This window comes from Alkalihalobacillus sp. MEB130 (genome assembly GCF_032335535.1).
Taxonomy (GTDB): Bacteria; Bacillota; Bacilli; order Bacillales; family Bacillaceae_D; genus Halalkalibacter.
In genome coordinates, this window is the sequence record NZ_JAOANA010000003.1 from 166,428 (window position 1) to 190,994 (window position 24,567).

General features: G+C 38.8%; 23 protein-coding genes, 2 tRNA genes, 1 riboswitch and 1 other annotated feature. Of the genes, 22 read left to right on the plus strand and 3 right to left on the minus strand.

Annotated elements, in window-relative coordinates; translation table 11 throughout:
- Nucleotides 1-646 precede the first annotated feature (646 nt).
- The 3 genes from trxA (at nucleotide 647) to N0O92_RS04400 (ending at nucleotide 4,491) form a co-directional block, all read left to right on the plus strand.
- A complete protein-coding gene (gene trxA / locus N0O92_RS04390; RefSeq protein WP_034745400.1) occupies nucleotides 647-961 on the plus strand; it encodes a thioredoxin in 315 nt (104 codons plus the stop codon).
- 136 nt (nucleotides 962-1,097) lie between these two features.
- The gene (uvrC, locus tag N0O92_RS04395; protein WP_315613435.1) at nucleotides 1,098-2,873 is read left to right on the plus strand and encodes an excinuclease ABC subunit UvrC; all 1,776 of its coding nucleotides are present in this window, start codon (nucleotides 1,098-1,100) and stop codon (nucleotides 2,871-2,873) included.
- Between the two features lie 72 nt (nucleotides 2,874-2,945).
- Nucleotides 2,946-3,135, plus strand: a riboswitch (Lysine riboswitch).
- A 114-nt stretch (nucleotides 3,136-3,249) separates the two neighbouring features.
- A complete protein-coding gene (locus tag N0O92_RS04400) occupies nucleotides 3,250-4,491 on the plus strand; it encodes an aspartate kinase (RefSeq protein ID WP_315613436.1) in 1,242 nt (413 codons plus the stop codon).
- Between the two features lie 75 nt (nucleotides 4,492-4,566).
- Here N0O92_RS04400 and N0O92_RS04405 read toward each other — a convergent pair whose 3' ends face one another.
- Nucleotides 4,567-4,965, minus strand: a complete 399-nt coding sequence (locus tag N0O92_RS04405; RefSeq protein WP_315613437.1) for a YslB family protein — start codon at nucleotides 4,963-4,965, stop codon at nucleotides 4,567-4,569.
- Between the two features lie 220 nt (nucleotides 4,966-5,185).
- On the opposite strand from N0O92_RS04405, the gene N0O92_RS04410 reads away from it, so the two are divergent.
- From N0O92_RS04410 to N0O92_RS04430, 5 genes are all read left to right on the plus strand, one after another.
- Complete coding sequence (locus tag N0O92_RS04410; RefSeq protein WP_315613438.1) at nucleotides 5,186-6,535, plus strand: TrkH family potassium uptake protein; 1,350 nt, start codon at nucleotides 5,186-5,188, stop codon at nucleotides 6,533-6,535.
- 297 nt (nucleotides 6,536-6,832) lie between these two features.
- On the plus strand, nucleotides 6,833-7,462 hold the full coding sequence (locus N0O92_RS04415; RefSeq protein ID WP_315613439.1) for a succinate dehydrogenase cytochrome b558 subunit: 630 nt from the start codon (nucleotides 6,833-6,835) through the stop codon (nucleotides 7,460-7,462).
- 14 nt (nucleotides 7,463-7,476) lie between these two features.
- Complete coding sequence (gene sdhA / locus N0O92_RS04420) at nucleotides 7,477-9,246, plus strand: succinate dehydrogenase flavoprotein subunit (protein ID WP_315613440.1); 1,770 nt, start codon at nucleotides 7,477-7,479, stop codon at nucleotides 9,244-9,246.
- Entirely contained in the window at nucleotides 9,243-9,992 is a 750-nt protein-coding gene (gene sdhB / locus N0O92_RS04425) for a succinate dehydrogenase iron-sulfur subunit (protein WP_315613441.1), read from the plus strand. Before sdhA ends, sdhB begins: the two co-directional genes overlap by 4 nt.
- Nucleotides 9,993-10,078: 86 nt before the next feature.
- Nucleotides 10,079-10,525: an acyl-CoA thioesterase gene (locus tag N0O92_RS04430; protein WP_315613442.1), complete on the plus strand. Its 447-nt coding sequence runs from the start codon at nucleotides 10,079-10,081 to the stop codon at nucleotides 10,523-10,525.
- 183 nt (nucleotides 10,526-10,708) lie between these two features.
- Here the strand turns inward: N0O92_RS04430 and N0O92_RS04435 are convergent, their stop codons facing one another.
- Nucleotides 10,709-10,933 (minus strand): helix-turn-helix domain-containing protein, encoded by a 225-nt coding sequence (locus N0O92_RS04435; protein ID WP_034627048.1) that lies wholly within the window; start codon nucleotides 10,931-10,933, stop codon nucleotides 10,709-10,711.
- 560 nt (nucleotides 10,934-11,493) lie between these two features.
- On the opposite strand from N0O92_RS04435, the gene N0O92_RS04440 reads away from it, so the two are divergent.
- The 10 genes from N0O92_RS04440 to N0O92_RS04485 all read left to right on the plus strand — a co-directional run bounded on the left by N0O92_RS04440 (nucleotide 11,494) and on the right by N0O92_RS04485 (nucleotide 18,609).
- Complete coding sequence (locus N0O92_RS04440; RefSeq protein ID WP_315613443.1) at nucleotides 11,494-11,757, plus strand: phosphocarrier protein HPr; 264 nt, start codon at nucleotides 11,494-11,496, stop codon at nucleotides 11,755-11,757.
- Nucleotides 11,757-13,472: a phosphoenolpyruvate--protein phosphotransferase gene (gene ptsP, locus N0O92_RS04445; RefSeq protein WP_315613444.1), complete on the plus strand. Its 1,716-nt coding sequence runs from the start codon at nucleotides 11,757-11,759 to the stop codon at nucleotides 13,470-13,472. Before N0O92_RS04440 ends, ptsP begins: the two co-directional genes overlap by 1 nt.
- A gap of 142 nt (nucleotides 13,473-13,614) precedes the next feature.
- Nucleotides 13,615-14,058 (plus strand): MarR family winged helix-turn-helix transcriptional regulator, encoded by a 444-nt coding sequence (locus tag N0O92_RS04450; RefSeq protein WP_315613445.1) that lies wholly within the window; start codon nucleotides 13,615-13,617, stop codon nucleotides 14,056-14,058.
- Nucleotides 14,059-14,088: 30 nt separating this feature from the next.
- Nucleotides 14,089-14,883, plus strand: a complete 795-nt coding sequence (racE, locus tag N0O92_RS04455) for a glutamate racemase (protein ID WP_315613447.1) — start codon at nucleotides 14,089-14,091, stop codon at nucleotides 14,881-14,883.
- A gap of 150 nt (nucleotides 14,884-15,033) precedes the next feature.
- On the plus strand, nucleotides 15,034-16,119 hold the full coding sequence (locus N0O92_RS04460; protein ID WP_315613448.1) for a GerMN domain-containing protein: 1,086 nt from the start codon (nucleotides 15,034-15,036) through the stop codon (nucleotides 16,117-16,119).
- 148 nt (nucleotides 16,120-16,267) lie between these two features.
- Nucleotides 16,268-17,005 carry a ribonuclease PH gene (gene rph / locus N0O92_RS04465; protein ID WP_315613449.1) on the plus strand — a complete coding sequence of 246 codons (738 nt, stop codon included), beginning with the start codon at nucleotides 16,268-16,270 and terminating at the stop codon, nucleotides 17,003-17,005.
- Between the two features lie 25 nt (nucleotides 17,006-17,030).
- Nucleotides 17,031-17,621, plus strand: a complete 591-nt coding sequence (locus N0O92_RS04470) for an XTP/dITP diphosphatase (RefSeq protein WP_315613450.1) — start codon at nucleotides 17,031-17,033, stop codon at nucleotides 17,619-17,621.
- Between the two features lie 12 nt (nucleotides 17,622-17,633).
- The gene (locus N0O92_RS04475; protein ID WP_315613451.1) at nucleotides 17,634-18,146 is read left to right on the plus strand and encodes a metallophosphoesterase family protein; all 513 of its coding nucleotides are present in this window, start codon (nucleotides 17,634-17,636) and stop codon (nucleotides 18,144-18,146) included.
- Nucleotides 18,147-18,458: 312 nt separating this feature from the next.
- Nucleotides 18,459-18,529, plus strand: a tRNA-Gly gene (locus N0O92_RS04480).
- Between the two features lie 3 nt (nucleotides 18,530-18,532).
- A tRNA-Arg gene (locus N0O92_RS04485) sits at nucleotides 18,533-18,609 on the plus strand.
- A 31-nt stretch (nucleotides 18,610-18,640) separates the two neighbouring features.
- On the opposite strand, the gene N0O92_RS04490 is transcribed toward N0O92_RS04485, so the two are convergent.
- Nucleotides 18,641-19,048, minus strand: coding sequence for a hypothetical protein (locus tag N0O92_RS04490; RefSeq protein ID WP_315613452.1), 408 nt, complete (start codon nucleotides 19,046-19,048; stop codon nucleotides 18,641-18,643).
- A gap of 294 nt (nucleotides 19,049-19,342) precedes the next feature.
- On the opposite strand from N0O92_RS04490, the gene ilvE reads away from it, so the two are divergent.
- From ilvE to ilvN, 4 genes are all read left to right on the plus strand, one after another.
- On the plus strand, nucleotides 19,343-20,236 hold the full coding sequence (gene ilvE, locus N0O92_RS04495) for a branched-chain-amino-acid transaminase (protein WP_315613453.1): 894 nt from the start codon (nucleotides 19,343-19,345) through the stop codon (nucleotides 20,234-20,236).
- A gap of 43 nt (nucleotides 20,237-20,279) precedes the next feature.
- Complete coding sequence (gene ilvD, locus N0O92_RS04500) at nucleotides 20,280-21,947, plus strand: dihydroxy-acid dehydratase (RefSeq protein ID WP_315613454.1); 1,668 nt, start codon at nucleotides 20,280-20,282, stop codon at nucleotides 21,945-21,947.
- A 3-nt stretch (nucleotides 21,948-21,950) separates the two neighbouring features.
- Nucleotides 21,951-22,193 (plus strand) — a binding site (T-box leader).
- 127 nt (nucleotides 22,194-22,320) lie between these two features.
- Nucleotides 22,321-24,048 carry an acetolactate synthase large subunit gene (gene ilvB / locus N0O92_RS04505; protein ID WP_315613455.1) on the plus strand — a complete coding sequence of 576 codons (1,728 nt, stop codon included), beginning with the start codon at nucleotides 22,321-22,323 and terminating at the stop codon, nucleotides 24,046-24,048.
- Nucleotides 24,045-24,566 carry an acetolactate synthase small subunit gene (gene ilvN, locus N0O92_RS04510; protein ID WP_315613456.1) on the plus strand — a complete coding sequence of 174 codons (522 nt, stop codon included), beginning with the start codon at nucleotides 24,045-24,047 and terminating at the stop codon, nucleotides 24,564-24,566. Before ilvB ends, ilvN begins: the two co-directional genes overlap by 4 nt.
- The last annotated feature ends 1 nt before the right edge of the window (nucleotide 24,567 follow it).

A 24,567-nucleotide genomic window follows, 5' to 3' on the forward strand; every position in this document is an offset into this window, starting at 1 on the left:
TTAAATAGTAAGTTCATATTCGAGCGAGCGAAAAAGAGACAAAATCATTTTTGTCTCTTTTTTGAGTGTATGATTCCCGAAAAGAGAGGGTAGGCGGAATTCAGGAAGCAAAAGGGTTATATGATTCCCGAAAAAAGAGGATAGGCGGAATTCAGGAAGCTAAAGGGTTATATGATTCCCGAAAAAAGAGGATAGGCGGAATTCAGGAAGCAAAAGGGTTATATGATTCCCGAAAAAAGAGGATAGGCGGAATTCAGGAAGCTAAAGGGTGGTATGATTCCCGAAAAAAGAGGGTAGGCGGAATTCGGGAAGCTAAAGGGTGGTATGATTCCTGAAAAGAGAAGGTAGGCGGAATTCAGGAATCTAAAGGGTGGTATGATTCCCGAAAAAAGAGGGTAGGCGGAATTCGGGAAACAAAAAAGGCAATACTTTCCCGAGAATGGAGACCAGCGGAAAGTATAACTAACAACTCTGTTACTTCTTTATAATCATGAATCCAACGAGTATAAAATAACCTCTTTACCTTCCTTGTGTAAACAGAACATTCTCAGGATAAAATATAGTCGAGCAACAAATTCGCCAGCAGTGGAAGTGTTTGGTATAATTGTGCTGAAGTAAATTGTATTGGATAAAGGGAGGATTTATAATGGCAATCGTGAATGTAACAGATCAAACATTTGCATCTGAAACAAGTGAAGGAGTTGTCCTTGCAGACTTTTGGGCACCATGGTGCGGACCTTGTAAGATGATTGCTCCTGTTCTTGAAGAATTAGATTCAGAAATGGGCGATAAGGTAAAAATTGCTAAGCTTGATGTAGATGAAAACCAAGAGACAGCTGGTAAATACAGCGTCATGAGTATCCCAACTCTTCTTGTTTTCAAAGATGGTGAAGTAGTGGACCAAGTTGTTGGTTTCCAACCAAAAGAAGCTTTAGCAGAGCTTTTAAATAAGCACCTATAAGACAAATATAAGTGATTTCATTCTCCGATATCGGACGAGTGGAATCACTTTTTTTTATGTGAATTTTCTATATTCCAGTTTTTCTAACTTGCAAAAGTTCGCCTTCTAGCAAACAATAGAAGAGAGGTGGAATACGATGAGTCAAATCAAAGAAAAGCTATTAATTCTTCCTGATCAACCTGGCTGTTATTTAATGAAAGATCGTCAAGGTACGATCATCTATGTAGGAAAAGCAAAAGTGCTTAAAAATAGAGTACGTTCATATTTTACTGGTTCTCATGATGGAAAGACGCAGCGTCTTGTAAGTGAGATCGCTGATTTTGAATATATAGTTACATCCTCGAATATTGAAGCTTTAATTTTAGAAATGAATTTAATTAAGAAACATGACCCGAAATACAATGTCATGTTGAAAGATGATAAATCCTATCCTTATCTTAAAATTACGAATGAAGAGCATCCAAGGCTCATTACAACACGTCAAGTAAAAAAAGATGGGGGAAAATACTTTGGACCGTACCCGAATGCAGGGGCCGCCAATGAGACAAAGAAAATGCTAGATCGATTATATCCGTTGAGAAAATGTCGGACATTACCCGATAAAGTATGTTTGTATTATCATATCGGACAATGTTTGGCTCCATGTGTAGCGGAAGTGTCAAAAGAACAAAATCAAGCAATGGTACAAGACATTACAAAGTTTCTTCGTTCGGGTCATGATGAAATTAAAGATCAGCTAACAGAAAAAATGATGAAGGCTGCTGAGGAGATGGACTTTGAACGAGCAAAGGAAATACGTGATACGCTCCAACATATGGATACGGTGATAGAGAAGCAGAAAATGATGATTGGAGATCTTGTTGATCGTGATGTATTTGGCTTTGCTTATGATAAAGGCTGGATGTGTGTTCAAGTATTCTTTATTCGCCAAGGGAAACTAATTGAGCGTGATGTTTCCATTTTTCCTTTTTATAAAGACGCACCTGAAGATTTAATGACATTTATTGGCCAGTTTTATATGAAGAAGGAACATATAAAGCCGGCGGAAATTTTGCTTCCAGATGAAGTCGATAAGGAATTAATGGAGCAACTATTAGAGGTGAAAGCTCATCATCCAAAGCGCGGGAAGAAAAAAGAATTGCTTGATTTAGCGAATCAGAATGCGGCGATTGCCTTAAAAGATAAGTTCTCGCTTATTGAACGTGATGAAGATCGAACGATTAAAGCAATCGAACGCCTAGGAGAAGCGATGAACATCCGGACACCCTATCGAATTGAAGCTTTTGATAACTCAAATATTCAAGGAACGGATCCTGTATCGGCGATGGTTAGCTTTTTAGATGGAAAGCCAAGTAAAAAGGATTACCGGAAATACAAAATTAAAACAGTTGAAGGTCCTGATGACTATGGTTCCATGCGTGAAGTTATTAGAAGAAGATATGTCCGTCTTTTAAAAGAGTCGCTACCAATGCCGGATCTGATCGTCATTGATGGAGGGAAAGGCCAAATTGCAGCAGCCCAAGAAGTCATAGTTGATGAATTAGGATTAAGTATCCCTGTTTGCGGACTAGCAAAAGATGAAAAACACCGGACGTCGCAATTGCTTATGGGGGACCCACCTGTTGTTATCCCATTAAAACGTGATAGTCACGAGTTTTACTTGTTGCAGCGAATTCAAGATGAAGTTCACAGATATGCGATTACGTTCCATAGGCAGACACGCTCAAAAACGTTCTTTAAATCAGAGTTGGATGATATTCCTGGGGTAGGGGAAAAGCGAAAACGCCAATTGTTAAAGCATTTTGGCTCTGTAAAAAAGATGAGAGAAGCAAGCTTGGAAGATTTCAAGAAACTATCTATACCAGATAAAGTGGCAGATGCAATTATAAAAACATTACAAGAAAAAGACTAAAAAACCCTCTTGTATCATTTTTTAATCTTTGCTAAAATGATATCTAATTGAATATGCCACACTTCAAATGAAGTGATTGGTAGAGGAGCGAAAACCAATAGTAGGCTTTCTGAGGGGAATGAGACCTGTTGAAGATGGCTGAAAGGGGAATTCGCCGAAGTGCAGGAGAACAACTCATATTCCCTGTGCTGGACCTATGTTGAAGAAGCATAGGGCTGTCACATACCTACACCCAATTGGTATGTGGAGAACTATCTCACGAGAGAAACAGGGAGCAGTGTGGTACCGGACTGGTATGACTAGCAACAGTGAGGGGTTTTCCTTATTGTTGCTTTTTTGCATTCTCACACGTGAGAAACAAGGAGAGGAATAGAAGATGGCAAGAATCGTACAAAAATATGGTGGCACATCAGTTGGGTCGGTTGAAAGGATCCAACATGTTGCCACAAGAGTAGAGAAAGCTGTATTAGAAGGACATGAGCTAGTTGTTGTTGTATCAGCAATGGGGAAATCAACTGATGAACTAGTATCATTGGCTAATCAAATTACAGATAATCCAAGTAAGAGAGAAATGGATATGTTGCTTACTACAGGAGAACAAGTAACCATTTCTTTGCTTTCAATGGCTTTGCAAGCCCGTGGAATTGAAGCAATTTCCTTAACGGGATGGCAAGCGGGAATGAAGACAGAAGCAAGCCATGGGAACGCTAGAATTGAAGCAATTGATAACGGGCGAATCGAAAAGGAATTAGCTCAAGGGAAAGTGGTTATCGTGGCAGGATTCCAAGGATTAAGTCCAGACGGAGAAATCACAACCCTTGGTCGTGGAGGTTCTGATACAACTGCGGTTGCTCTTGCTGCTTCATTAAAAGCAAGTCGATGTGATATTTATACAGATGTAACAGGAGTATTTACAACGGACCCTCGGTTTGTAAAGAAAGCAAGAAAACTACACTCTATTTCCTATGATGAAATGTTAGAAATGGCCAATTTGGGAGCAGGAGTTTTACACCCAAGAGCAGTGGAGTTCGCTAAAAATTATGATGTTCCATTGATGGTGGCGTCGAGTATGGAAGAAGTGGAAGGAACGTTGATTGAGGAGGAAGTAACAATGGAAAAAAATTTAATCGTACGTGGAATTGCTTTTGAAAACGATGTAACGAAGGTTACGGTAAAAGGATTACCGAATCGACTAAATACATTATCTAGTTTATTTACTACGTTATCGAATCATCACGTGAATGTAGATATTATTATTCAAAACCAAGTGGATGAAGAGCATGTAAATATTTCTTTTTCCATTACACAAAGCACTTTAAAAGAAACACTCAACGTTTTACAAGCAGCTCAAGATGAATTGCAATTTAGTGATGTGACGTTCGAAGAGGAGTTAGCGAAAGTTTCCATCATTGGCTCAGGAATGGTTTCAAATCCGGGTGTAGCAGCGAAGATGTTTGATGTACTTGCTTCAAATGATATTTTTGTTAAGATGGTCAGTACATCAGAAATTAAAGTGTCTGTCGTCGTTCAAGAAATCGATATGGTTCTAGCGGTTGAGATGCTTCACGAGGAATTTCAATTAGCAGAGGAAGTTGAAGAACTGTCAGTAACTGTTTAAAAAAACATAAATAAAGGTTGTCTCAAAAGGTGCTCCTCCTCAAATAGGGGGAAAACCTAACATGAGACAACCTTATTATTGTTTGATTGGATCTCGTTTGTCGGTCTCAACTGTAATAACAATTAACTCTTTTTTCATAGTATAGGTAGCGCCTGTAATACATTCATACCAAGATTCCAGTTGTTGTGCAAGGAAACCAGCCTCTAATTGATAACAGCGCTCATCTTTGCTGTCTATCCATGGTGCTTGTAATTCGAAAATGTGAAGCTGTTTTTTTTCTTTAACTTTTGTAAGAATTCCCCAATTGGCCTTCTCAAAAAAATGAATGGTCTCTTCCTCATTTGAAAGCGGATATTTTCTAGCGAGAGATTTTCCAATCCAATATAAAATAGAATCATGTTCCTTTCCTAAAACGTCCTTTAGAACATCATTTCTAATTAGGTCATATCCAAACTGAGTTGCACGATCTTCCATAAAACAGCTCCTCTCCTTACTATCTAAAAAAAGCAAATTCATCTGCCCGACGTCTAATTACGGACGATTCATCGTATTATGAAGCTCTTTTGATCATAAACGAACTTATTCTAGCGTACAAGACCAAATAGCGGAAATGAACAAGAGGTCCTAAAGTGTTCTAGATTTGACAATGTTTAAATGTTATACTTATCCGCGAACAAAAGCGGAGGTATTATTAATGAAATCAGGGTTGAATCAATTTCTTTCCCCGTTTAGGGTTATCATCATTGCGTATATTATTGCGATGTTTCTTTTCAGTATCTTATTATATTTGCCAATCTCTCATCAGCCAGGAGTAAATGTAACCTATTCACAGGCTCTATTTACATCTGTTAGTGCCGTAAGTGTGACAGGTTTAACTGTAGTCAATGTTCCAGAAACATATAGCTACGTCGGCATTGTATTTCTGGCGCTAGCTATTCAACTTGGCGGAATTGGGATAATGACAATGGGTACGTTTGTCTGGATGCTATTTGGCCGTAAAATTAATTTAGCACAGAGAATGCTCATTATGGTCGACCAAAATCAAAATACGTTTTCTGGTTTGGTTAACTTGATGAGAGGAATTTTATTTGTCGCTCTTATTATTGAATTAATTGGAGCGCTCATACTTGGTACATATTTTATTCGGTATTTTGATACGATAGGAGAAGCTTATTATCAAGGTGCGTTTGCTTCCTTAAGTGCGTTTACAAATGCTGGATTTGATGTAACGGGCGAGTCGCTTATTCCATTTGCGAATGATTATTATGTACAGTTTGTCGTCATCTTACTAATTTTTGCAGGGGCAATCGGATTTCCAGTGTTATTGGAGCTAAGAGAGTATTTCTCAAGAAAAAACAACAATTTCAAATTTAGTTTGTTTACTAAAATTACAACAACAACCTATTTTGCCGTATTTATTATTGGAGTGATCGGCATTTGGGCGTTAGAGACTGGATTTTATTATGTGGGATTAGAATGGCATCAACAGCTGTTTTATTCGATTTTCAACTCGGCTACGGCTAGAAGTGGCGGACTTGCCATTATGGATGTGTCTGAACTTAATATTGGAACATTGCTCTTTATTTCAGGTTTAATGATTGTGGGAGCCAGTCCTTCGAGTGTTGGTGGTGGAATTCGTACAACAACGGTTGCAGTCATGTTCTTAACAATCCGAAGCTTTGCCTTAGGGAAAGATGATGTGAAAGTTTTTGGAAGAGAGATTCATCCAGAAGATCGACAAAAAGCATTCATCGTGTTATCCGTGTTTCTAGTATTACTATTTGCTGCTGTCACTCTAATCGCAGCGTTTGAGGCCAATAGCAACATCACACTGATGTCAATTATTTTTGAAACAGCCTCTGCGTTTGGAACGTGTGGTCTCTCTATGGGAATCACGCCTGATCTTTCTTTACCGAGTCAATTTGTTCTAATGGTTCTCATGTTTATCGGACGGGTCGGATTAATCGCATTTTTGTTTTCGGTTAGAAAACGTGAAACGAAAACACACTTTAAATATCCGACTGAAAGAATTATTATCGGTTAAATTTACTAGATATGGATAAAATTTAATTGTTTTTCATGGAAAGCCCTTTATAGAGGGCTTTTTTCTCTATATGACCATGAAAAGAGTTGTATACGTTTTCTTGACGAGGTTATCCGATGGGAGTACAATAAATTTGTCAGATTTTTTTCACAGAAACTTGCTAAAAGTTTCATAATATTGCTACTTGCAAATCTAGCATTCTAATTTTTGTGAGTGTCAATATACTATAAACGATAGAAAAAAATCATCGATTTACTATGTGTGGTAGGTACAATATTATTTTTGGGGGGAAAAGGTATGGCTGGCAACCGGGAATTCTTTAATCGTAAGCTTCATTCATTACTAGGCGTCATTCCAGTTGGACTATTCCTAGTTCAACACTTTGTAATTAACCATTTTGCAACAAGAGGAGCGAGTGCGTTTAATCAAGCGGCTCATTTTATGGAAAATTTACCATTTCGCTATCTTCTTGAAATCTTCCTAATTTTTATTCCATTGCTTTATCATGCAATTTATGGTTTATACATTGCATTTCAAGCAAAAAACAACACGGCAAGATACGGCTTTTTACGTAACTGGATGTTCCGTATTCAGCGTTGGACTGGAGTATTCCTAGTCATTTGGATTACTTGGCACGTATGGGAAACACGTGTAGCTGCTGCGTTTGGAGCAGAAGTGAATTTTGATATGATGGCGAATATTTTTAGCAATCCATTCATGATTGTCTTTTATATTGTTGGGGTTATTGCAGCGACATTCCATTTTGCTAATGGTCTTTGGTCATTTGCGGTATCTTGGGGCATTACAGTAACACCTCGTTCACAACAAATCGCAACATATGTAACAATGGGTATTTTCTTCGCATTAACGTTTGTTGGAATTAGAGCAATTCTAGCATTCATTAATCCAGACTTAGCAAACATTTAAGGAGTGGATCACATATGAGTAAAGGTAGAGTTATTGTTGTCGGTGGCGGACTGGCTGGTCTGATGGCAACAATTAAAGCAGCAGAAAAAGGGGTACCCGTAGATCTCTTCTCATTAGTTCCTGTAAAACGTTCACACTCAGTTTGTGCACAAGGTGGAATTAATGGCGCGGTAAACACAAAAGGGGAAGGAGATTCTCCGTGGGAACACTTTGATGATACGGTTTATGGAGGAGACTTTTTAGCGAATCAACCTCCAGTTAAAGCAATGACAGAAGCAGCACCTGGAATTATTCACTTAATGGACCGTATGGGTGTTATGTTTAACCGTACTCCAGAAGGATTACTAGATTTCCGTCGTTTTGGTGGGACGCAACACCATCGTACAGCATTTGCAGGAGCAACAACGGGTCAGCAGTTATTGTATGCACTTGATGAGCAAGTACGTCGTCATGAAGTAAGTGGACTTGTTACGAAATATGAGGGCTGGGAGTTTTTGTCAGCTATCGTTGACGATGAAGGAACCTGTAGAGGGATTACAGCTCAAGATTTAAAATCATCTGAAATTCGTAGCTTCCAAGGTGATGCGGTTATTATGGCTACGGGTGGTCCTGGAATTATCTTTGGTAAATCCACTAACTCAGTTATCAATACAGGGTATGCAGCTGCGAAGCTCTACCAACAAGGTGTTCACTACGCAAATGGTGAATTCATTCAAATTCACCCAACAGCCATTCCGGGTGATGACAAGCTAAGACTTATGAGTGAATCTGCTCGAGGTGAAGGTGGACGAGTTTGGACGTATAAAGACGGAAAGCCTTGGTATTTCCTTGAAGAAAAATACCCAGCTTACGGTAACCTTGTACCTCGTGATATCGCAACACGTGAAATCTTTGATGTGTGCGTCGAGCAGAAGCTTGGAATTAACGGAGAGAACATGGTTTATCTTGACCTTTCTCATAAAGATCCTAAAGAGCTGGATATCAAACTTGGAGGAATTATCGAGATTTATGAAAAATTCATGGGTGATGATCCTCGTAAAGTACCAATGAAGATCTTCCCTGCTGTTCACTATTCTATGGGTGGTATGTGGATTGATTATGATCAAATGACAAACATTCCAGGATTGTTTGCAGCTGGTGAGTGTGATTACTCTCAGCATGGTGGAAACCGCTTAGGTGCTAACTCGCTTCTATCAGCGATTTATGGTGGAATGGTAGCTGGACCAAAAGCTGTTGAATATTTGAATGGATTAGACAAAACGGCGGATTCAATGCCTTCATCTTTATTTGAAGGTGAAGTGAAAAAAGAACAACAAGCATTTGATGATATCATGAAAATGGATGGTAAGGAAAATGCCTACATTCTTCATAAAGAGCTTGGTGAATGGATGACAGATAACGTAACAGTTGTTCGTTACAACGATAAGCTTCTTAAGACCGACGAGAAGATCCAAGAATTAATGGAACGTTATAAAAATATTAATATCAATGATACAGCAAAATGGAGCAATCAAGGTGCATCATTTACTCGTCAGTTAGACGGAATGTTAAGTCTTGCTCGTGTAATTACTCTTGGTGCTTATAATCGTAATGAAAGCCGTGGTGCTCATTATAAGCCTGACTTCCCAGAGCGTAACGATGAAGAGTTCTTGAAGACAACGAAGGCTACATTTAACCCTGCGAAAAATGGTCCTGACTTTTCATGGGAAGAAGTTGATACGTCGCTTATTAAGCCTCGTAAACGTGACTACTCACAAAAAAAGCAAGGAGCTGCTAAATCATGAGTGATAAAACAATTAAATTTAAAGTAACACGTCAAGATGATCCGAACAGTGCTCCTTATGTAGAGGAGTTTGAAGTACCATATCGTCAAAATATGAACGTGATCTCGGCGCTAATGGAATTCCGCCGTAATCCAGTCACAACAAGCGGAAAAGAGACCACACCAATTGCTTGGGACATGAACTGCCTAGAGGAAGTTTGTGGTGCATGTTCGATGGTTATTAACGGTAAGCCTCGTCAATCATGTACGGCACTAGTTGATCAGCTAGAACAGCCAATTCGTCTTGAACCAATGAAGACTTTCCCGGTTGTACGTGATTTAATGGTAGATCGTAGTCGTATGTTTGATTCACTTAAAAAAGTAAAAGCATGGATTCCGATTGATGGAACGTATGATCTTGGTCCTGGACCGCGTATGGCAGAAACGAAACGCCAGTGGGCCTATGAATTGTCTAAATGTATGACGTGTGGAGTATGTTTAGAGTCTTGTCCAAATGTAAATAGCAAATCTGATTTTATTGGACCTGCGCCACTATCGCAAGTTCGACTATTCAATGCACACCCAACTGGTGAGATGAATAAAGAGGAACGTTTAGAAACAATCATGGGTGAAGGTGGACTCGCTAATTGCGGAAATTCACAAAACTGCGTGCAATCTTGTCCAAAAGGGATTCCACTTACGACATCAATTGCTGCGTTAAATCGCTCAACCACTCTACAATCGTTTAAAAATTTCTTTGGTGCATAATTGATAATAAGGTCTAATCTCTTTGTAAGGAAAGAGGTTAGGCCTTTTCTAACCATTACGATTATGAAAAAGGGAGAGTGATTATTATGAAAAGACCGTCATACATAGATAATGTAGAAATGTGGAAAGAATCGTTTGATTTTTTTATTGAGATCAAAGTGCGTTTCTGTGAAACAGATGCCTTTGGTCATGTTAATAATACAAATGCTTTTGTTTACTTTGAGGAAGCTCGCTTAGAGTGGTTTAAACAAAAAGGGATGATGAAAAAATGGGCGAGCAAGTCGAATGATGCCATTATTGTCACAGCTGACCTTCAATGTGATTACCATAGACAAATCCTTTTTGATGATCGCCTCCAGGTCGGGGTGAAAGTTGCTCATATTGGCCGTTCATCCATCGATCTTCACTATTTAGCAGTAACTTCAACTGGCGATGTTTGTTTAACGGGAAGGGGAACGATGGTACAAGTAAGCAAAGAAACAGGACGCGGGCTTCCTTTTGATCAAGAAACAAAAGAACTGCTAAGTATATAAAATAGAAGAAGAGGAAGTCTTTTAGAATAGAGTTCTGTTCATTGAGTAACAGTCTTTGAGTGAACAAAGACTGTTACTCAAAATGAATAGATCTATCTTAAGACAACCTCATTTAAAATATGAGACGACTAAAACGTAAGCGATCAACGAAATAGTAGATGAGCCTCGTGAATTTTAGCGTACCTATATTTCAAGTTCTCCTAGTCTTACTAATTCGATAACGGCTTGAGAGCGCCCCTTTACTCCAAGCTTTTGCATCGTATTAGAAATGTGATTTCGTACGGTTTTTTCGCTTATGAAAAGTTCTTGTGCAATGTCTCGCGTTGTTTTGTCTTGAACTAGTAATTCGAATACTTCACGTTCCCTTTTCGTAAGCAAGGGTTTAGGTCCGAATTCTGCTCCTTTCAATGAGTTCACTCCTTCTTGCTCGGGCTGAGAGCGAATTGTGGGGACTAAATTCCCACGTATTGAAGGGTTTTAGTCTCGATAGTATATGTGTGTAAGGGGAACGACGTGTTTTATTTGCTACAATAAGTTACATTATTTGGGCATTTGTTTCATGTAACTATTGTTTATGACAATTTATAAAACACCTCAACTCTACCTTCATATCACAAGCGAAATCTGTTGAACATTTCAAATTGCTTGTGATATACTGTTTATGGCTTTAAGAAAGCAAACCATCTACAGTACTTTATTGTATATGCAATTTGTGCTTAATACGTGTTACTGATTCGATCAGGCATGAGTATGGAAAGTGTATATGGGATTCATTTTGGGTACTCTATTTTTGTGTACATCAAAAAATGGGAATCTACATAACGTTTCTTTACTTATGTCTTTTTTAAGTTTCTTTTTGTTATTCCGTTTAAATGTACAAATGTAGAAAACAATAAGTACATGGCAAAATAGAAAAAGGTTTCTTTTTCTAAAACTAAATTTCATTCAAAAGAAAGAGGTAGATTATTATGGCAGAAAAAACATTCTTAATTACAGCAGATACGGGAATTCACGCACGTCCAGCAACTCAATTGGTGAACAAAGCAGGTCAATTCTCTTCAGATATTACACTTGAATACAAAGGCAAGTCTGTTAACTTAAAATCAATCATGGGCGTTATGTCTTTAGGTGTGGGCAAAGGTGCAGAAGTGACAGTGAAGACTGAAGGTTCTGATGCTGCTGAGGCACTTCAAGCTATTGAGGATGTTATTAAGGAAGGATTAGGAGAATAATGCAGAAACTGACTGGTATCGCTGCTTCATCTGGTGTGGCGATTGCAAAGGCTTTCGTACACGAAGAGCCGGACATGACGATTGAACTGAAAGAAGTTCAAGATGCCACTAGTGAAGTTCAGCGCCTTGATGATGCATTAACGAAGTCGAAAGAGGAGCTTTCTGTTATTAAAGATAAAACAGAAAAAGAACTAGGAGCTGATAAGGCTGAGATCTTTGCAGCTCACTTACTTGTTCTTAGCGATCCTGAATTAGTTGATGCAGTTAAGGCTAAGATTACAGATGAGAAACAAAATGCTGAATACGCAATGAATGAAATTTCATCGATGTTCATTACGATGTTTGAAAACATGGACAATGAGTACATGAAAGAGCGCGCAGCCGACATTCGCGATGTATCTAAACGTGTTCTTGGACACCTATTAGGGCTTGAGGTACAGTCTTTAGCTACGATCTCAGAAGAGACGATCATTATTGCAGAAGACTTAACACCGTCTGACACAGCTCAGTTAAATCCCGTTTTTATTAAAGGGTTTGCAACAGATATTGGTGGGCGTACATCGCACTCTGCTATCATGTCAAGATCTTTAGAAATTCCAGCTGTCGTCGGTACTAAAGAAGTTACAACTCAAATAAAAACAGGTATGACTGTTATTGTTGATGGATTAGAAGGTACGGTCATTGTTGAACCATCTGAAGATGAAATTGCTACTTATACAAAAAAGCGTGACGATTTTGCGAAACAAAAAGCAGAATGGGCAAAGCTTGTAAATGAGCAAACGACAACAAAAGATGGACAACATGTTGAATTAGCTGCAAACATCGGAACACCAAAAGATTTAGAAGGTGTTATTAACAATGGTGCAGAAGGAATTGGGCTTTATCGTACAGAGTTTCTTTACATGGGCAGAACAGAGCTTCCTTCAGAGGAAGAGCAGTTCGAAGCGTATAAAGAAGTGGTTGAGCGTATGGAAGGAAAACCTGTTGTAATCCGTACATTGGATATTGGTGGAGATAAAGAACTTCCTTATTTGGATCTTCCTAAAGAAATGAATCCATTCTTAGGTTTCCGTGCGATTCGTCTTTGTCTAGAAGAAAAGGAAATTTTCCGTACTCAATTGCGAGCTCTTCTACGAGCGAGTGCATTTGGAAATCTGAAAGTAATGTTCCCTATGATTGCAACACTTGATGAATTCCGTCAAGCAAAAGCAATGCTTCTTGCTGAAAAAGACGAACTAGTTGCAAATGGAGTAACGGTTTCAGACTCAATTGAAATTGGAATGATGGTTGAAATTCCATCTACAGCTGTTGCCGCAGATCTGTTTGCTAAAGAAGTTGATTTCTTTAGTATTGGAACGAATGATTTGATTCAATATACGATGGCTGCAGATCGTATGAACGAACGCGTTTCTTATTTATATCAGCCTTATCATCCTGCTATTTTACGTTTAGTAAAAATGGTTGTCGATGCAGCTCATAAAGAAGGAAAGTGGGCAGGAATGTGTGGAGAAATGGCTGGGGACGAAGTAGCCATTCCGTTGCTTCTTGGTCTTGGTCTAGATGAGTTTAGTATGAGTGCGACGTCTATTTTACCTGCGCGTAATCAAATGGTATCTCTTTCTAAAGAAGAACTAGCTTCTTTTGCAGAAGAGATGATTATGTTGGATACAGCAGATGAAGTAGAGAAACGAGTGCGTGAAACTTATATGAGCTAGTAAGAAGAGGGGGTTGACTTAATGGGTCAACCTCTTTTTTTATGATTCACCATGCATGGAATTGTCACATATTACGCTTGCTTTTCCTCAGAAAACAAGCGACAATTAAAAGAGTTACTAGAATTATGGGAGGTGCGTAGTGGTGGATCATCGCCAAATTGAGCAAATTGAACGTTCATTACGTAGAGTATCAGAAATGGTTAAACAAAAGGGACGAGAAATTTTGACACAATTTCCTATTACCCCACCACAATTTGTAGCACTACAGTGGCTAAACGAATATGGTGATATGACAATAGGTGAACTGTCTACAAAAATGTATTTAGCTTGCAGTACAACAACAGATTTAGTAGATAGAATGGAAAAGAATGAATTAGTAGAACGAGTCAAAGACAAAAATGACCGACGTGTAGTCCGGATTCATTTGTTAGATAAAGGTCGTACGATTATTGAGGAAGTTATTAAAAAGCGTCAAGATTACTTAGAAGGAATCTTAACAGATTTTTCTCAAGAAGAAGTGGATTTCCTTGAGAAGAGTTTGCATGTTCTTCATGAAGAAATGAAAGCGACACGAATGAACTCCTAACTATGCATTGAGTAGAATGAGGGGAAATTGTTGGATAGACCAATTGGAGTGATTGATTCAGGTTTAGGTGGACTAACCGTGGCAAAAGAAATTATGAGACAGTTACCGAAAGAAGAAATTGTTTATATTGGCGACTCTGCGCGGTGTCCATATGGTCCACGAACTGAAGAAGAAGTTCGAAAGTTTACATGGGAAATGATAGACCATTTATTAGAAGAAAAGATGAAAATGTTAGTTATTGCTTGTAATACGGCAACGGCTGTTGTCTTAGAGGAAGTAAAAAGAGAACTATCGATTCCTGTAGTAGGTGTTGTCCATCCGGGTGCCATCAGTGCTTTAAAAGTGACAAAAAGAGACCATGTGGCTATTATAGGTACAACAGGAACCATTCGTAGCCAAGCTTATGAAAAAGCGTTAAAAGCAATTAATAGTGAAGTGAAAGTCGAAAGTCTTGCATGCCCTCCTTTTGTTCCTCTTGTTGAAAGAGGCGTTTTTGAAGGGGAAGAAGCAGAGCGAATTGTTGATGAAACACTTAAGCCATTAGATGACTTGCTTTTTGATACACTAATCTTAGGGTGTACCCATTATCCGTTGTTAAAAGATGTCATTGGCAAACGATTAGGTGATAACATACAATTAATTTCTTCTGGTGATGAAACAGCCCGTGAAGTTAGTAGTCTCTTATACCATAATAATTTATTATTTACAGAGGATAGACAACCGAATCATCGTTTTTTTACAACGGGAGATGCCGATCGCTTTAAAGTTTTAGCAGATCAATGGCTTGAAATGAATGTAGATTGTGTAAAAACAAATCTCTTATAAATTAAAGTAAGTGACTATTATATATGTTTGTAATCGCTAAGATAATCTTAGCGATTTTTTGTTTTTTTGATAAAAATATAGACAAAGGTGGTCTATTATCTTTTTAAGGCTCGTATACATGTAGTACAAACTATCTTAGGAGGGAAAACAATGCGCAAAGTTTTACGAAAAGGGGTTCCCATTCTTGCATTTACTACATTGTTAACAATGACAGCTTGTTCGTTTGGTTCGAATGAAGCTACAAATGAGATGGATACACCACCGACGAATTACGTAGAGGAAGATGAATCATTAGGGTTAGAAGAAGATGTAGAGGAAGCACCAGATGAGGCTGATGGAGAAGAGGGTGCGGGTGAGGAAGCGAATGAAGAATACGTGCAACGTGAAATATACTTAATTGATTCTAATGGACTGGTTGTTCCGCAAACTCTTGAATTACCAAGAACAGAGAGTGTATTAAAACAATCATTAGAGTATTTAGTAGACGGTGGTCCTGTAACGGAATTGTTACCAAATGGATTCCGTGCTGTACTTCCAGCAGGTACGGAAGTGACTGTGAATTTACAAGAAGATGGGATTGCTGTTGCTGATTTTTCGAATGAATTTAAAGAATATGATCCTAACCAAGAGAAACAGGTTCTAGAAGCAATTACTTGGACATTGACTCAATTTGAAAATGTAGACAGTGTTCAGATCAATGTGAACGGCTATAAGCAAGACACGATGCCAGTAGGTGGGACTCCTATTGGTGAGACCGTAAGCCGAGCAAATGGGATTAATTTAGAAACAGGCTCTGTTACAGATGTTGTAAACAGCAAAGGGGTAACTCTTTACTTCCTAGCTCAGAATGGAGAGAATACGTACTATGTTCCAGTAACACGTCGTGTTGCATCAGGGCAAGAGTCACTCACTGCAGCAGTTAAGGAACTACTAAAGGGGCCATCAAATGAAAGTCCGTTATTGACAGATTTCCGCCATGAAGTGGCTCTATTAGATGAACCAAAGTATGAAAATGGAACCGTTACATTGAATTTTAATGAATCGCTTCTTTCGCAAAATCAAGCTACTGCAGTGTCAGATGATGTGTTAAATATGTTAGCACTTACTCTAACAGAGCAAGAGGGAGTAGAAAAAATTGCAGTAAAAGTAAATGGAGAAGCTAACGTCTTATCTGAGTCTGGTAACGCTGTTGAACCTGTTTCAAGGCCAAGCCTTGTCAATACAGGAAGTTATTAACTCCTTAATTGGACTCTAGTTATAAAATTCTTTATAATTAAATATAGAAATAAGAGGAGGAGCAGATTGCTTCCTCCTTTTTACTCTTACATAGAAACACATTGACGAAGTGTCATAAAAGTCTTTTTTAGTATTCAGGAGGGGTATTATGAGAGTGGACGGACGTGCAGAGAATCAAATAAGAGAGGTTTCGATTGAAACTGGTTATGTGAAACACCCTGAGGGTTCTGTTCTGATTTCCATGGGAGATACAAAAGTGATATGTACGGCAACAGTGGAAGAACGAGTTCCTCCCTTTTTAAGAGGACAGGGGAAAGGTTGGATTGCTGCAGAGTATGCAATGCTCCCTAGAGCGACAGAAACGCGCAATATTAGAGAGTCTTCCAAAGGGAAGGTTTCTGGTAGAACGATGGAAATTCAACGCTTAATTGGTCGATCATTACGTTCAGTTATTGATTTAGAGAAATTGGGTGAACGGACTGTTTGGATTGATTGTGATGTTATTCAAGCGGACGGAGGAACGAGAACAGCTTCTATTACAGGTGCGTTTGTGGCGTTAGTGCTTGCAATAGACAAAGTGATGAAAAAAGGCAAGCTAAAAGAGTGGCCGATCAAAGATTATCTAGCCGCTATTTCCGTTGGAGTGGATCAGAAAAAAGGTGAGCTCCTTGATTTATGCTACGTGGAAGATGCAGCAGCCAATGTAGATATGAATGTGGTTATGACCGGAACATTTGAATTTGTCGAACTGCAAGGGACGGGAGAAGAGGCAACATTCTCACGTACACAGTTAAATAAATTACTTGATTTAGCGGAACAAGGAATTGCTGAACTAGTTAAGAAGCAAAAAGAAGCCCTTGGAGATATTTCTGAACGAATGAACTAATAGGTGAATGAAAAAGGAGTACGGGATGAAAGAAATTGTTATTGCAACAAAAAATAAAGGGAAGATTGCTGAATTTAAGCAAATGCTAGATGGGTGGGAAGTACGATCATTACTTGATTATCCTGACATTCCTGACATCGAGGAAGATGGAGATACCTTTTCAAAAAATGCAGCAAAGAAAGCTGAAACGTTAGCGACATATTTAAATCAAATGGTTGTTGCGGATGATTCAGGATTAGAAGTTGATGCACTAGATGGAAGACCGGGAGTTTACTCAGCTCGATATGCAGGTTCTGATAAAAGTGATGCTGCCAATATGGGGAAAGTATTAACCGAAATGTTGGACGTTCCCAGCGAAGATAGAACAGCAAGATTTATATGTGTGATGGCTGTTGCTAGCCCAAAGAAAGAAACACGGTTCTATGAAGGTTCTTGTGAGGGAATGATTGCGTTAGAAGAAAGAGGAACAAATGGTTTTGGATACGACCCGATTTTTTATGTGCCAGAACTAGAGAAAACAATGGCTCAATTAACAGCAGAACAAAAAAATGAGCGAAGTCACCGCGCTAATGCATTGCACCAATTGCTTGCTCATAAAGAAGAATGGAGTGAATAAGGGGGAGATTCGATGAAGGCTTTTATTATAAGTGATAGCCATGGCTGGGGAGTGGAATTACAGAAGGTGATTCAACGTCACAGAAATGATGTTGACTTACTCATCCATTGCGGAGATTCTGAGTTAAGTGCAGAAGATGAAGCTCTTCGTGGAGTGAAAGTTGTCAGAGGGAACTGCGATTTCGGTGTAGATTTTCCAGAAGACCGCACAGAAAAAGTGGATGGAGTGACAATTTATGTGACTCATGGCCATTTGTATAATGTGAAAATGACACATGTTCCATTAAGCTACCGTGCAGAAGAAAAGGGAGCGCAAATTGCTTGCTTTGGTCATTCTCATGTAGCGGGAGCTTTCGTTGAGAATGGAGTTGTCTACATTAACCCAGGAAGTATACGACTTCCTCGTAATCGTGAAGAAAGAACGTATTGTATTTGTGAATACAAAGATAAGAAAGCAACTGTCACGTATTATGATTACAACGGTTCGGTTGTGGAAGATATGATTTATCAGTTTGAGGTTAACTAATGACGTTATTCTCTCTTATAAAGTCTTCTTTGTTAGGAGAGAATAACTTTTCAATTTTTTTCTGAGGAATTGTTGACATTTGTATTTGATTACGTTATATTAATATATGTCGTCACAAGTTGTTACTAACTTATGACAAACAATAGATATAACATGCGGGTGTAGTTTAGTGGTAAAACCTCAGCCACGAGCGAAACATCTGCCGAATTATCTACGAGTTGTCTTGACGCATCTTACTTCTATGAAATACTAGAAGAGGAAAAGACATGTTTGTCGTTACATGTGATTTCTGATAAACACTATATATGATATGCGGGTGTAGTTTAGTGGTAAAACCTCAGCCTTCCAAGCTGATGTCGTGAGTTCGATTCTCATCACCCGCTCTTGTCCCAGTAGCTCAGCAGGATAGAGCAACGGCCTTCTAAGCCGTCGGTCGGGAGTTCGAATCTCTCCTGGGACGCCACTTTTCATACATAATGAACAGCGTCTCCACTTTATGAAGTGGAGACGCTTTTTGCATGTGCGGGAGCTTGTTTTAATACTTGATTCACATATAATTTTTCGTTTTTTAATAACTGATCCGTATCATAAAATAAAACACGCCATCCGCGTTTTTTTAATTGACGAATGATTCTTTTCTCATTTAATCCTGGTCTTGCTTCAATCAGTGCGAGTTTGTAAGGAACAAGTGCCAAATTGGCTCGAACGCTTTCTATCCAATAATGTGGCGTCGGATAATACATGTTAGCACGCAACTGATTGTATAGTAATTTTTCGCCATCTGTATTGCATATTTGTTCCAGTTCTTCTACTAAAACTAATGAAGCTCGATGTCTTTTCGTTAGATGTAGATAAGGAAATTTTTTTGAAATACGCACATATTTTTTGTATTTTTTTAACATATTTTATCACCCATGTATAGGATGTCCTTTTGGTTTTGTAATATGCCCGATAAAGGCAGGGGTGGAAATATTTTTTTGCAATTCTTATTGTAATAACGGTGTAAGCGCATTCATTGAAAATGACTAATCGAAATAGTCAAATTATTTTAAAAAAATGGTTGACCATAGTGAAGAATGAGCGTATGATAAATCTCAAACAACACTATATAAAAAAACAAATGTCCGCTCTAGAGAGATAAAATTATGCAATGCTTGAAATGAATGTTGCATAATACATGAGGAGAGTAAAACGTCATGAGTGAGCAATGGATTTATTTAAATGGAGATTTTGTAGAAAAACACGAAGCTAAAATATCGGTATATGATCACGGCTTTTTATATGGCGATGGCGTCTTTGAGGGCATAAGGGTATATGAAGGAAATGTCTTTCGACTGCAAGAGCATCTTGATAGACTTTATAATTCAGCAAAATCTATTATGCTAGCAATTCCGCACTCAAAAGAAGAGATGAAATCACTAGTTGTTAAAACATTACAGAAAAATCAATTAAGTAATGCATACATTCGTCTAGTTATTTCAAGAGGGGTAGGGAATTTAGGACTTGATCCTTCGTCTTGTGCAACACCTCAGGTCATAATTATTGCTGAGGAACTGGCTCTTTTTCCAAAAGAATTATATGAATCTGGATTAGAAATTGTTACGGTTGCAACTCGTAGAAATCGTCCAGATGTTCTAAGTCCTAAAGTGAAATCTCTGAATTATTTGAATAACATTCTCGTGAAAATTGAAGCGAGCTTAGCTGGGGTAAGTGAGGCACTAATGCTAAACGATCAAGGATATGTAGCTGAAGGTTCAGCAGATAATGTTTTTATCGTTAAAGGGAAAGAGCTTTACACACCACCAGGATATGTAGGAGCGCTTGAAGGAATAACGCGAAATGCGATCATAGAATTTGCCCAAGATCTTGGTTATACGGTTAAAGAAGAACCATTTACTCGACATGATGTTTATGTTGCAGATGAAGTATTCTTAACTGGTACAGCAGCAGAGGTAATAGCAGTAGTGAAAGTAGACGGCCGAATCATTGGTGAAGGAAAACCAGGAAAAGAAACGAACGCTTTATTAAAAGCTTTTAGAGAAAGAGTAGTAGTAGAGGGAGAAAAAGTTTATTCAGAAACTTTTAAATAGAGTAGCAGAGCAGAGAGATACAAGGAAATAGGGAGCGGGTAGTATGAGAAGTAACATGATCAAAAAAGGAATTGACCGTGCGCCGCATCGAAGCTTACTTCGAGCAGCTGGTGTAAAAGAAGATGAAATGGATAAACCATTCATTGGTGTATGTAATTCATACATCGATATCATTCCAGGACATATGCACTTAAACAAATTTGCAGAAGTGGCAAAGCAAGCAATACGAGAAGCTGGAGGAATTCCATTTGAGTTCAATACAATTGGAGTCGACGATGGAATTGCTATGGGGCACATCGGGATGAGATATTCGCTCCCAAGTCGTGAAATTATCTGTGACGCAGCAGAAACGGTTATTAACGCACACTGGTTTGATGGAGTATTTTACATTCCAAACTGTGACAAAATTACGCCAGGTATGTTAATGGCATCAGTAAGGACAAATGTTCCTTCAGTATTTGTATCAGGTGGCCCAATGGAGGCAGGGAAGACAAAAGATGGGAAAAACTTATCTCTTGTTTCTGTCTTTGAAGGTGTAGGGGCATTTTCGTCAGGTAATATGACAAGAGAAGAGTTATTAGAAATTGAACAAACGGCTTGTCCAACTTGTGGTTCCTGTTCTGGAATGTTTACTGCCAACTCAATGAATTCATTAATGGAAATGCTAGGGTTAGCTTTACCAGGTAACGGTACGATTGTTGCAACATCCAATGATCGTCATCAACTAATTAAAGATGCAGCCAAGCACTTAATGAACTTAATCGAGAAAGACATTAAACCTCGTGATATCGTCACAAAAGAAACGATTGATGATGCATTTGCACTTGATATGGCAATGGGTGGTTCAACGAATACGGTTTTACACACATTAGCAATCGCAAACGAAGCTGAAATTGAATATGATCTTAACCGAATTAATGAAGTTGCTGAGCGAGTTCCTTATCTTTCGAAGATCAGTCCAGCATCCGATTATTCCATGGATGATGTTCACCACGCAGGTGGAGTGAGCGCTATTATAAAGGAATTGTGCAACATTGAAGGTGCCATTCACCCAGATCGAATTACGATTACTGGAAAAAGCTTGTATGAAAATGTAAAAGATGCAGAAATTACTAATGATGACGTTATTCGTCGCAAAGATAATCCTTATAGCCCAGTTGGAGGTCTTTCTGTATTATTCGGAAACATTGCACCAGACGGGGCAGTCATTAAAGTAGGGGCAGTTGATCCTTCAATCAAAGTGTTTGATGGAGAAGCAATTGTTTTTAACTCTCAAGAGGAAGCCCAAAAAGGAATTGATGATGGTCTAGTTCGTGAAGGCCATGTCGTAGTCATTCGATATGAAGGTCCAAAAGGTGGACCAGGAATGCCTGAGATGTTAGCACCAACTTCAGCGATTGCCGGAAGAGGTCTTGGAACGAAAGTCGCTCTTATCACAGACGGCCGTTTCTCTGGAGCATCTAGAGGAATTTCTATCGGTCATATTTCGCCAGAAGCTGCAGAAGGTGGTCCAATTGCTTTTGTAGAAAATGGAGATCGAATCAGAATAGATCTACCAAATAGAACAATTGAATGGTTAGTATCTGATGAAGAACATGCTAAACGTAAGGAAGGCTGGGTTGAGCCGGAACCAAAAGTAAAAAAAGGCTACCTTGCTAGATATTCAAAATTAGTAACTTCAGCTAATACTGGTGGAGTCATGAAAATATAATAGTTTAAAACGAAGAAGAGGAAAAGTAATCAATGATGTAACTTCGACAGAGAGCCGTGGTGCTGAGATGCGGTGTTGTTACCTTTGATGAAGCTCGCCTCAGAGTATCAATCTGAACGATTATATCTACTAAGATTGGTCGGGTGTACACAGCACTCGTTATCAAAACAATAAGATTAGATAGATCACGGATCTATCTAATGAATAAGGGTGGTACCGTGGAAAGAAAATCTTTTCGCCCCTTCTAGCTACAGCATAAGTGGCTTATATGGGGTGGGAAGATTTTTTTTCTTGTTTATAACTAGATGTTGTTCACTTTGTATTGTAACTGGGGTCATTTACGAGAGAATCTGAGTAAGGAGGCAGGAAAAACATGAGTACGCATGTGAAAAAGAAAGAACAACAAACAAGTGAAGAACCAAAACAACTATCAGGTTCAAGTATGTTGATTGAAGCTTTGGCAAAAGAGGGCGTTGATGTTATTTTTGGTTATCCTGGAGGGGCTATTTTACCAACATATGATGAAATCTATAAAACGGGTATCCATCATGTTCTAGCAAGGCACGAACAAGGAGCTATTCATGCTGCTGAAGGATATGCAAGGGTATCTGGAAAACCGGGTGTTTGTATTGTTACATCTGGCCCTGGAGCAACCAATGTTGTTACAGGAATCGCGGATGCTATGATCGATTCGTTACCATTAGTCGTAATTACGGGGCAAGTAGCAACAACTGTGATTGGAACAGATGCTTTCCAAGAAGCCGATATGATAGGAATTACGATGCCAATTACAAAGCATAATTATCAAGTGCGTTCTGTAGATGAGTTTCCTAGAATCATCAAGGAAGCCTTTCACATTGCAACAACAGGTCGCCCTGGTCCAGTTTTAATAGATTTACCAAAAGATATCTCGCTTGCAACGGGAATGTTTGATTATAGCAAAGAAGTAAATATTCCTGGTTATCAACCAACTGTTGTTCCAAATCGCTTGCAAATTCGCAAGGTAGTAGAAGCTGTATCGGAAGCGAAGAAACCAGTCATTTTAGCAGGTGCTGGGGTTTTACATGGCAAGGCATCTGATGAATTGTTTGAATATGTAGAAAAAATGAAAATTCCTGTTGTCAATACGTTATTAGGACTTGGTAGTTTCCCTGGCGATCATGATCTCTGTCTTGGTATGGCGGGAATGCACGGAACATACACAGCAAATATGGCTATTTATGAATCAGATTTATTGATTAGCATTGGTGCAAGATTTGATGATCGATTAACGGGGAATTTAGCACACTTTGCGCCGAATGCTCGAGTTGTTCATATCGACATTGACCCAGCTGAGATTGGAAAGAACATTAAAACGGAAATTCCAGTTGTTGGAGATGCGAAGCAAGCATTAAAAATGCTCTTAGATGAGGACGGTACACCTGGTAACACAGAAGAATGGCGTGCAACACAAAAAGAAAGGAAAGCAGAATATCCGCTTTGGTATCAGGAAGATGGAGAGGTTATTAAACCGCAACATTTGATTGAGCTAATTCATGAAGTAACGAATGGAGAAGCCATTGTTACAACTGACGTTGGCCAACACCAAATGTGGTCTGCACAGTTCTACCGCTTTAACAAACCAAACCGCTGGGTGACTTCAGGTGGACTGGGTACGATGGGATTTGGGTTCCCGGCAGCAATTGGAGCTCAATTTGCAGAACCAGATACTCCGGTTATTGCCGTAATTGGTGATGCAGGATTCCAAATGACAGCACAGGAAATGTCGATTTTACAAGAGTTAAATATGCCAGTGAAAATTGTTATTGTGAATAATGCTTCATTAGGAATGGTAAGACAATGGCAACAATTATTCCATGGAGAGCGTTATTCAAACTCGTTATTCCCAATTCAGCCGAATTTCGTCAAGCTAGCTGAAGCATATGACATTAAAGGAATGAGGGTGGATAACTTATCTGACCTTAAAGGGTCTTTAGAAGAAATGATGGCTCACCCGGGTCCTGTATTAATGGATGTGCGTGTTGCCAAAACAGAAAACGTCTATCCAATGATTGCACCGGGGAAAGGACAGCATCAAATGGAAGGGGTTAAGCCAGAATGAAACGTACCATTACTGCCCTTGTAAATAACACGTCTGGTGTTTTGAACAGAATTACTGGTCTGTTTGCTCGCAGGCACTATAACATTGAAAGCATAACAGTTGGAGTAACGGAGAACCCAGCCATTTCAAGAATGACGTTTGTCGTTGCTGCTGACAGTATGGAAAATGTCGAACAAGTAATTAAGCAATTAAACAAACAAGTAGATGTTTTAAAAGTGAAAGATATTACAGATGAGTCGATTGTTGCTCGTGAACTCGCACTAGTTAAAATTGTGGCAAATCCTCAACAACGAGGTGAAGTTGCTGCACTTGTTAATCCGTTTAGAGCAACGATCATTGATGTTGGTCGAGAATCGATGACGATTCAAATTACAGGAGATCATCCAAAGGTCGAAGCGTTTATTGATTTGCTTCGTCCTTATGGAATAAAAGAAATTGCACGTACTGGAATTACTGCATTTAATCGTAGTACAAAAAAGCCAGTGCAAGATCCTTATCGATTAACACTCATCAATTAAA

Coding starts and splice junctions, on each gene's coding strand:
- ilvB (WP_315613455.1), top strand. CDS start 22,321: ATGAGTACGCATGTGAAAAAGAAAGAACAACAAACAAGTGAAGAACCA.
- N0O92_RS04470 (WP_315613450.1), top strand. CDS start 17,031: ATGAAAGAAATTGTTATTGCAACAAAAAATAAAGGGAAGATTGCTGAA.
- N0O92_RS04430 (WP_315613442.1), top strand. CDS start 10,079: ATGAAAAGACCGTCATACATAGATAATGTAGAAATGTGGAAAGAATCG.
- N0O92_RS04460 (WP_315613448.1), top strand. CDS start 15,034: ATGCGCAAAGTTTTACGAAAAGGGGTTCCCATTCTTGCATTTACTACA.
- N0O92_RS04415 (WP_315613439.1), top strand. CDS start 6,833: ATGGCTGGCAACCGGGAATTCTTTAATCGTAAGCTTCATTCATTACTA.
- N0O92_RS04405 (WP_315613437.1), bottom strand. CDS start 4,965: ATGGAAGATCGTGCAACTCAGTTTGGATATGACCTAATTAGAAATGAT.
- N0O92_RS04490 (WP_315613452.1), bottom strand. CDS start 19,048: ATGTTAAAAAAATACAAAAAATATGTGCGTATTTCAAAAAAATTTCCT.
- N0O92_RS04440 (WP_315613443.1), top strand. CDS start 11,494: ATGGCAGAAAAAACATTCTTAATTACAGCAGATACGGGAATTCACGCA.
- sdhA (WP_315613440.1), top strand. CDS start 7,477: ATGAGTAAAGGTAGAGTTATTGTTGTCGGTGGCGGACTGGCTGGTCTG.
- N0O92_RS04410 (WP_315613438.1), top strand. CDS start 5,186: ATGAAATCAGGGTTGAATCAATTTCTTTCCCCGTTTAGGGTTATCATC.
- sdhB (WP_315613441.1), top strand. CDS start 9,243: ATGAGTGATAAAACAATTAAATTTAAAGTAACACGTCAAGATGATCCG.
- N0O92_RS04475 (WP_315613451.1), top strand. CDS start 17,634: ATGAAGGCTTTTATTATAAGTGATAGCCATGGCTGGGGAGTGGAATTA.
- N0O92_RS04400 (WP_315613436.1), top strand. CDS start 3,250: ATGGCAAGAATCGTACAAAAATATGGTGGCACATCAGTTGGGTCGGTT.
- ptsP (WP_315613444.1), top strand. CDS start 11,757: ATGCAGAAACTGACTGGTATCGCTGCTTCATCTGGTGTGGCGATTGCA.
- ilvN (WP_315613456.1), top strand. CDS start 24,045: ATGAAACGTACCATTACTGCCCTTGTAAATAACACGTCTGGTGTTTTG.
- trxA (WP_034745400.1), top strand. CDS start 647: ATGGCAATCGTGAATGTAACAGATCAAACATTTGCATCTGAAACAAGT.
- uvrC (WP_315613435.1), top strand. CDS start 1,098: ATGAGTCAAATCAAAGAAAAGCTATTAATTCTTCCTGATCAACCTGGC.
- rph (WP_315613449.1), top strand. CDS start 16,268: ATGAGAGTGGACGGACGTGCAGAGAATCAAATAAGAGAGGTTTCGATT.
- ilvE (WP_315613453.1), top strand. CDS start 19,343: ATGAGTGAGCAATGGATTTATTTAAATGGAGATTTTGTAGAAAAACAC.
- ilvD (WP_315613454.1), top strand. CDS start 20,280: ATGAGAAGTAACATGATCAAAAAAGGAATTGACCGTGCGCCGCATCGA.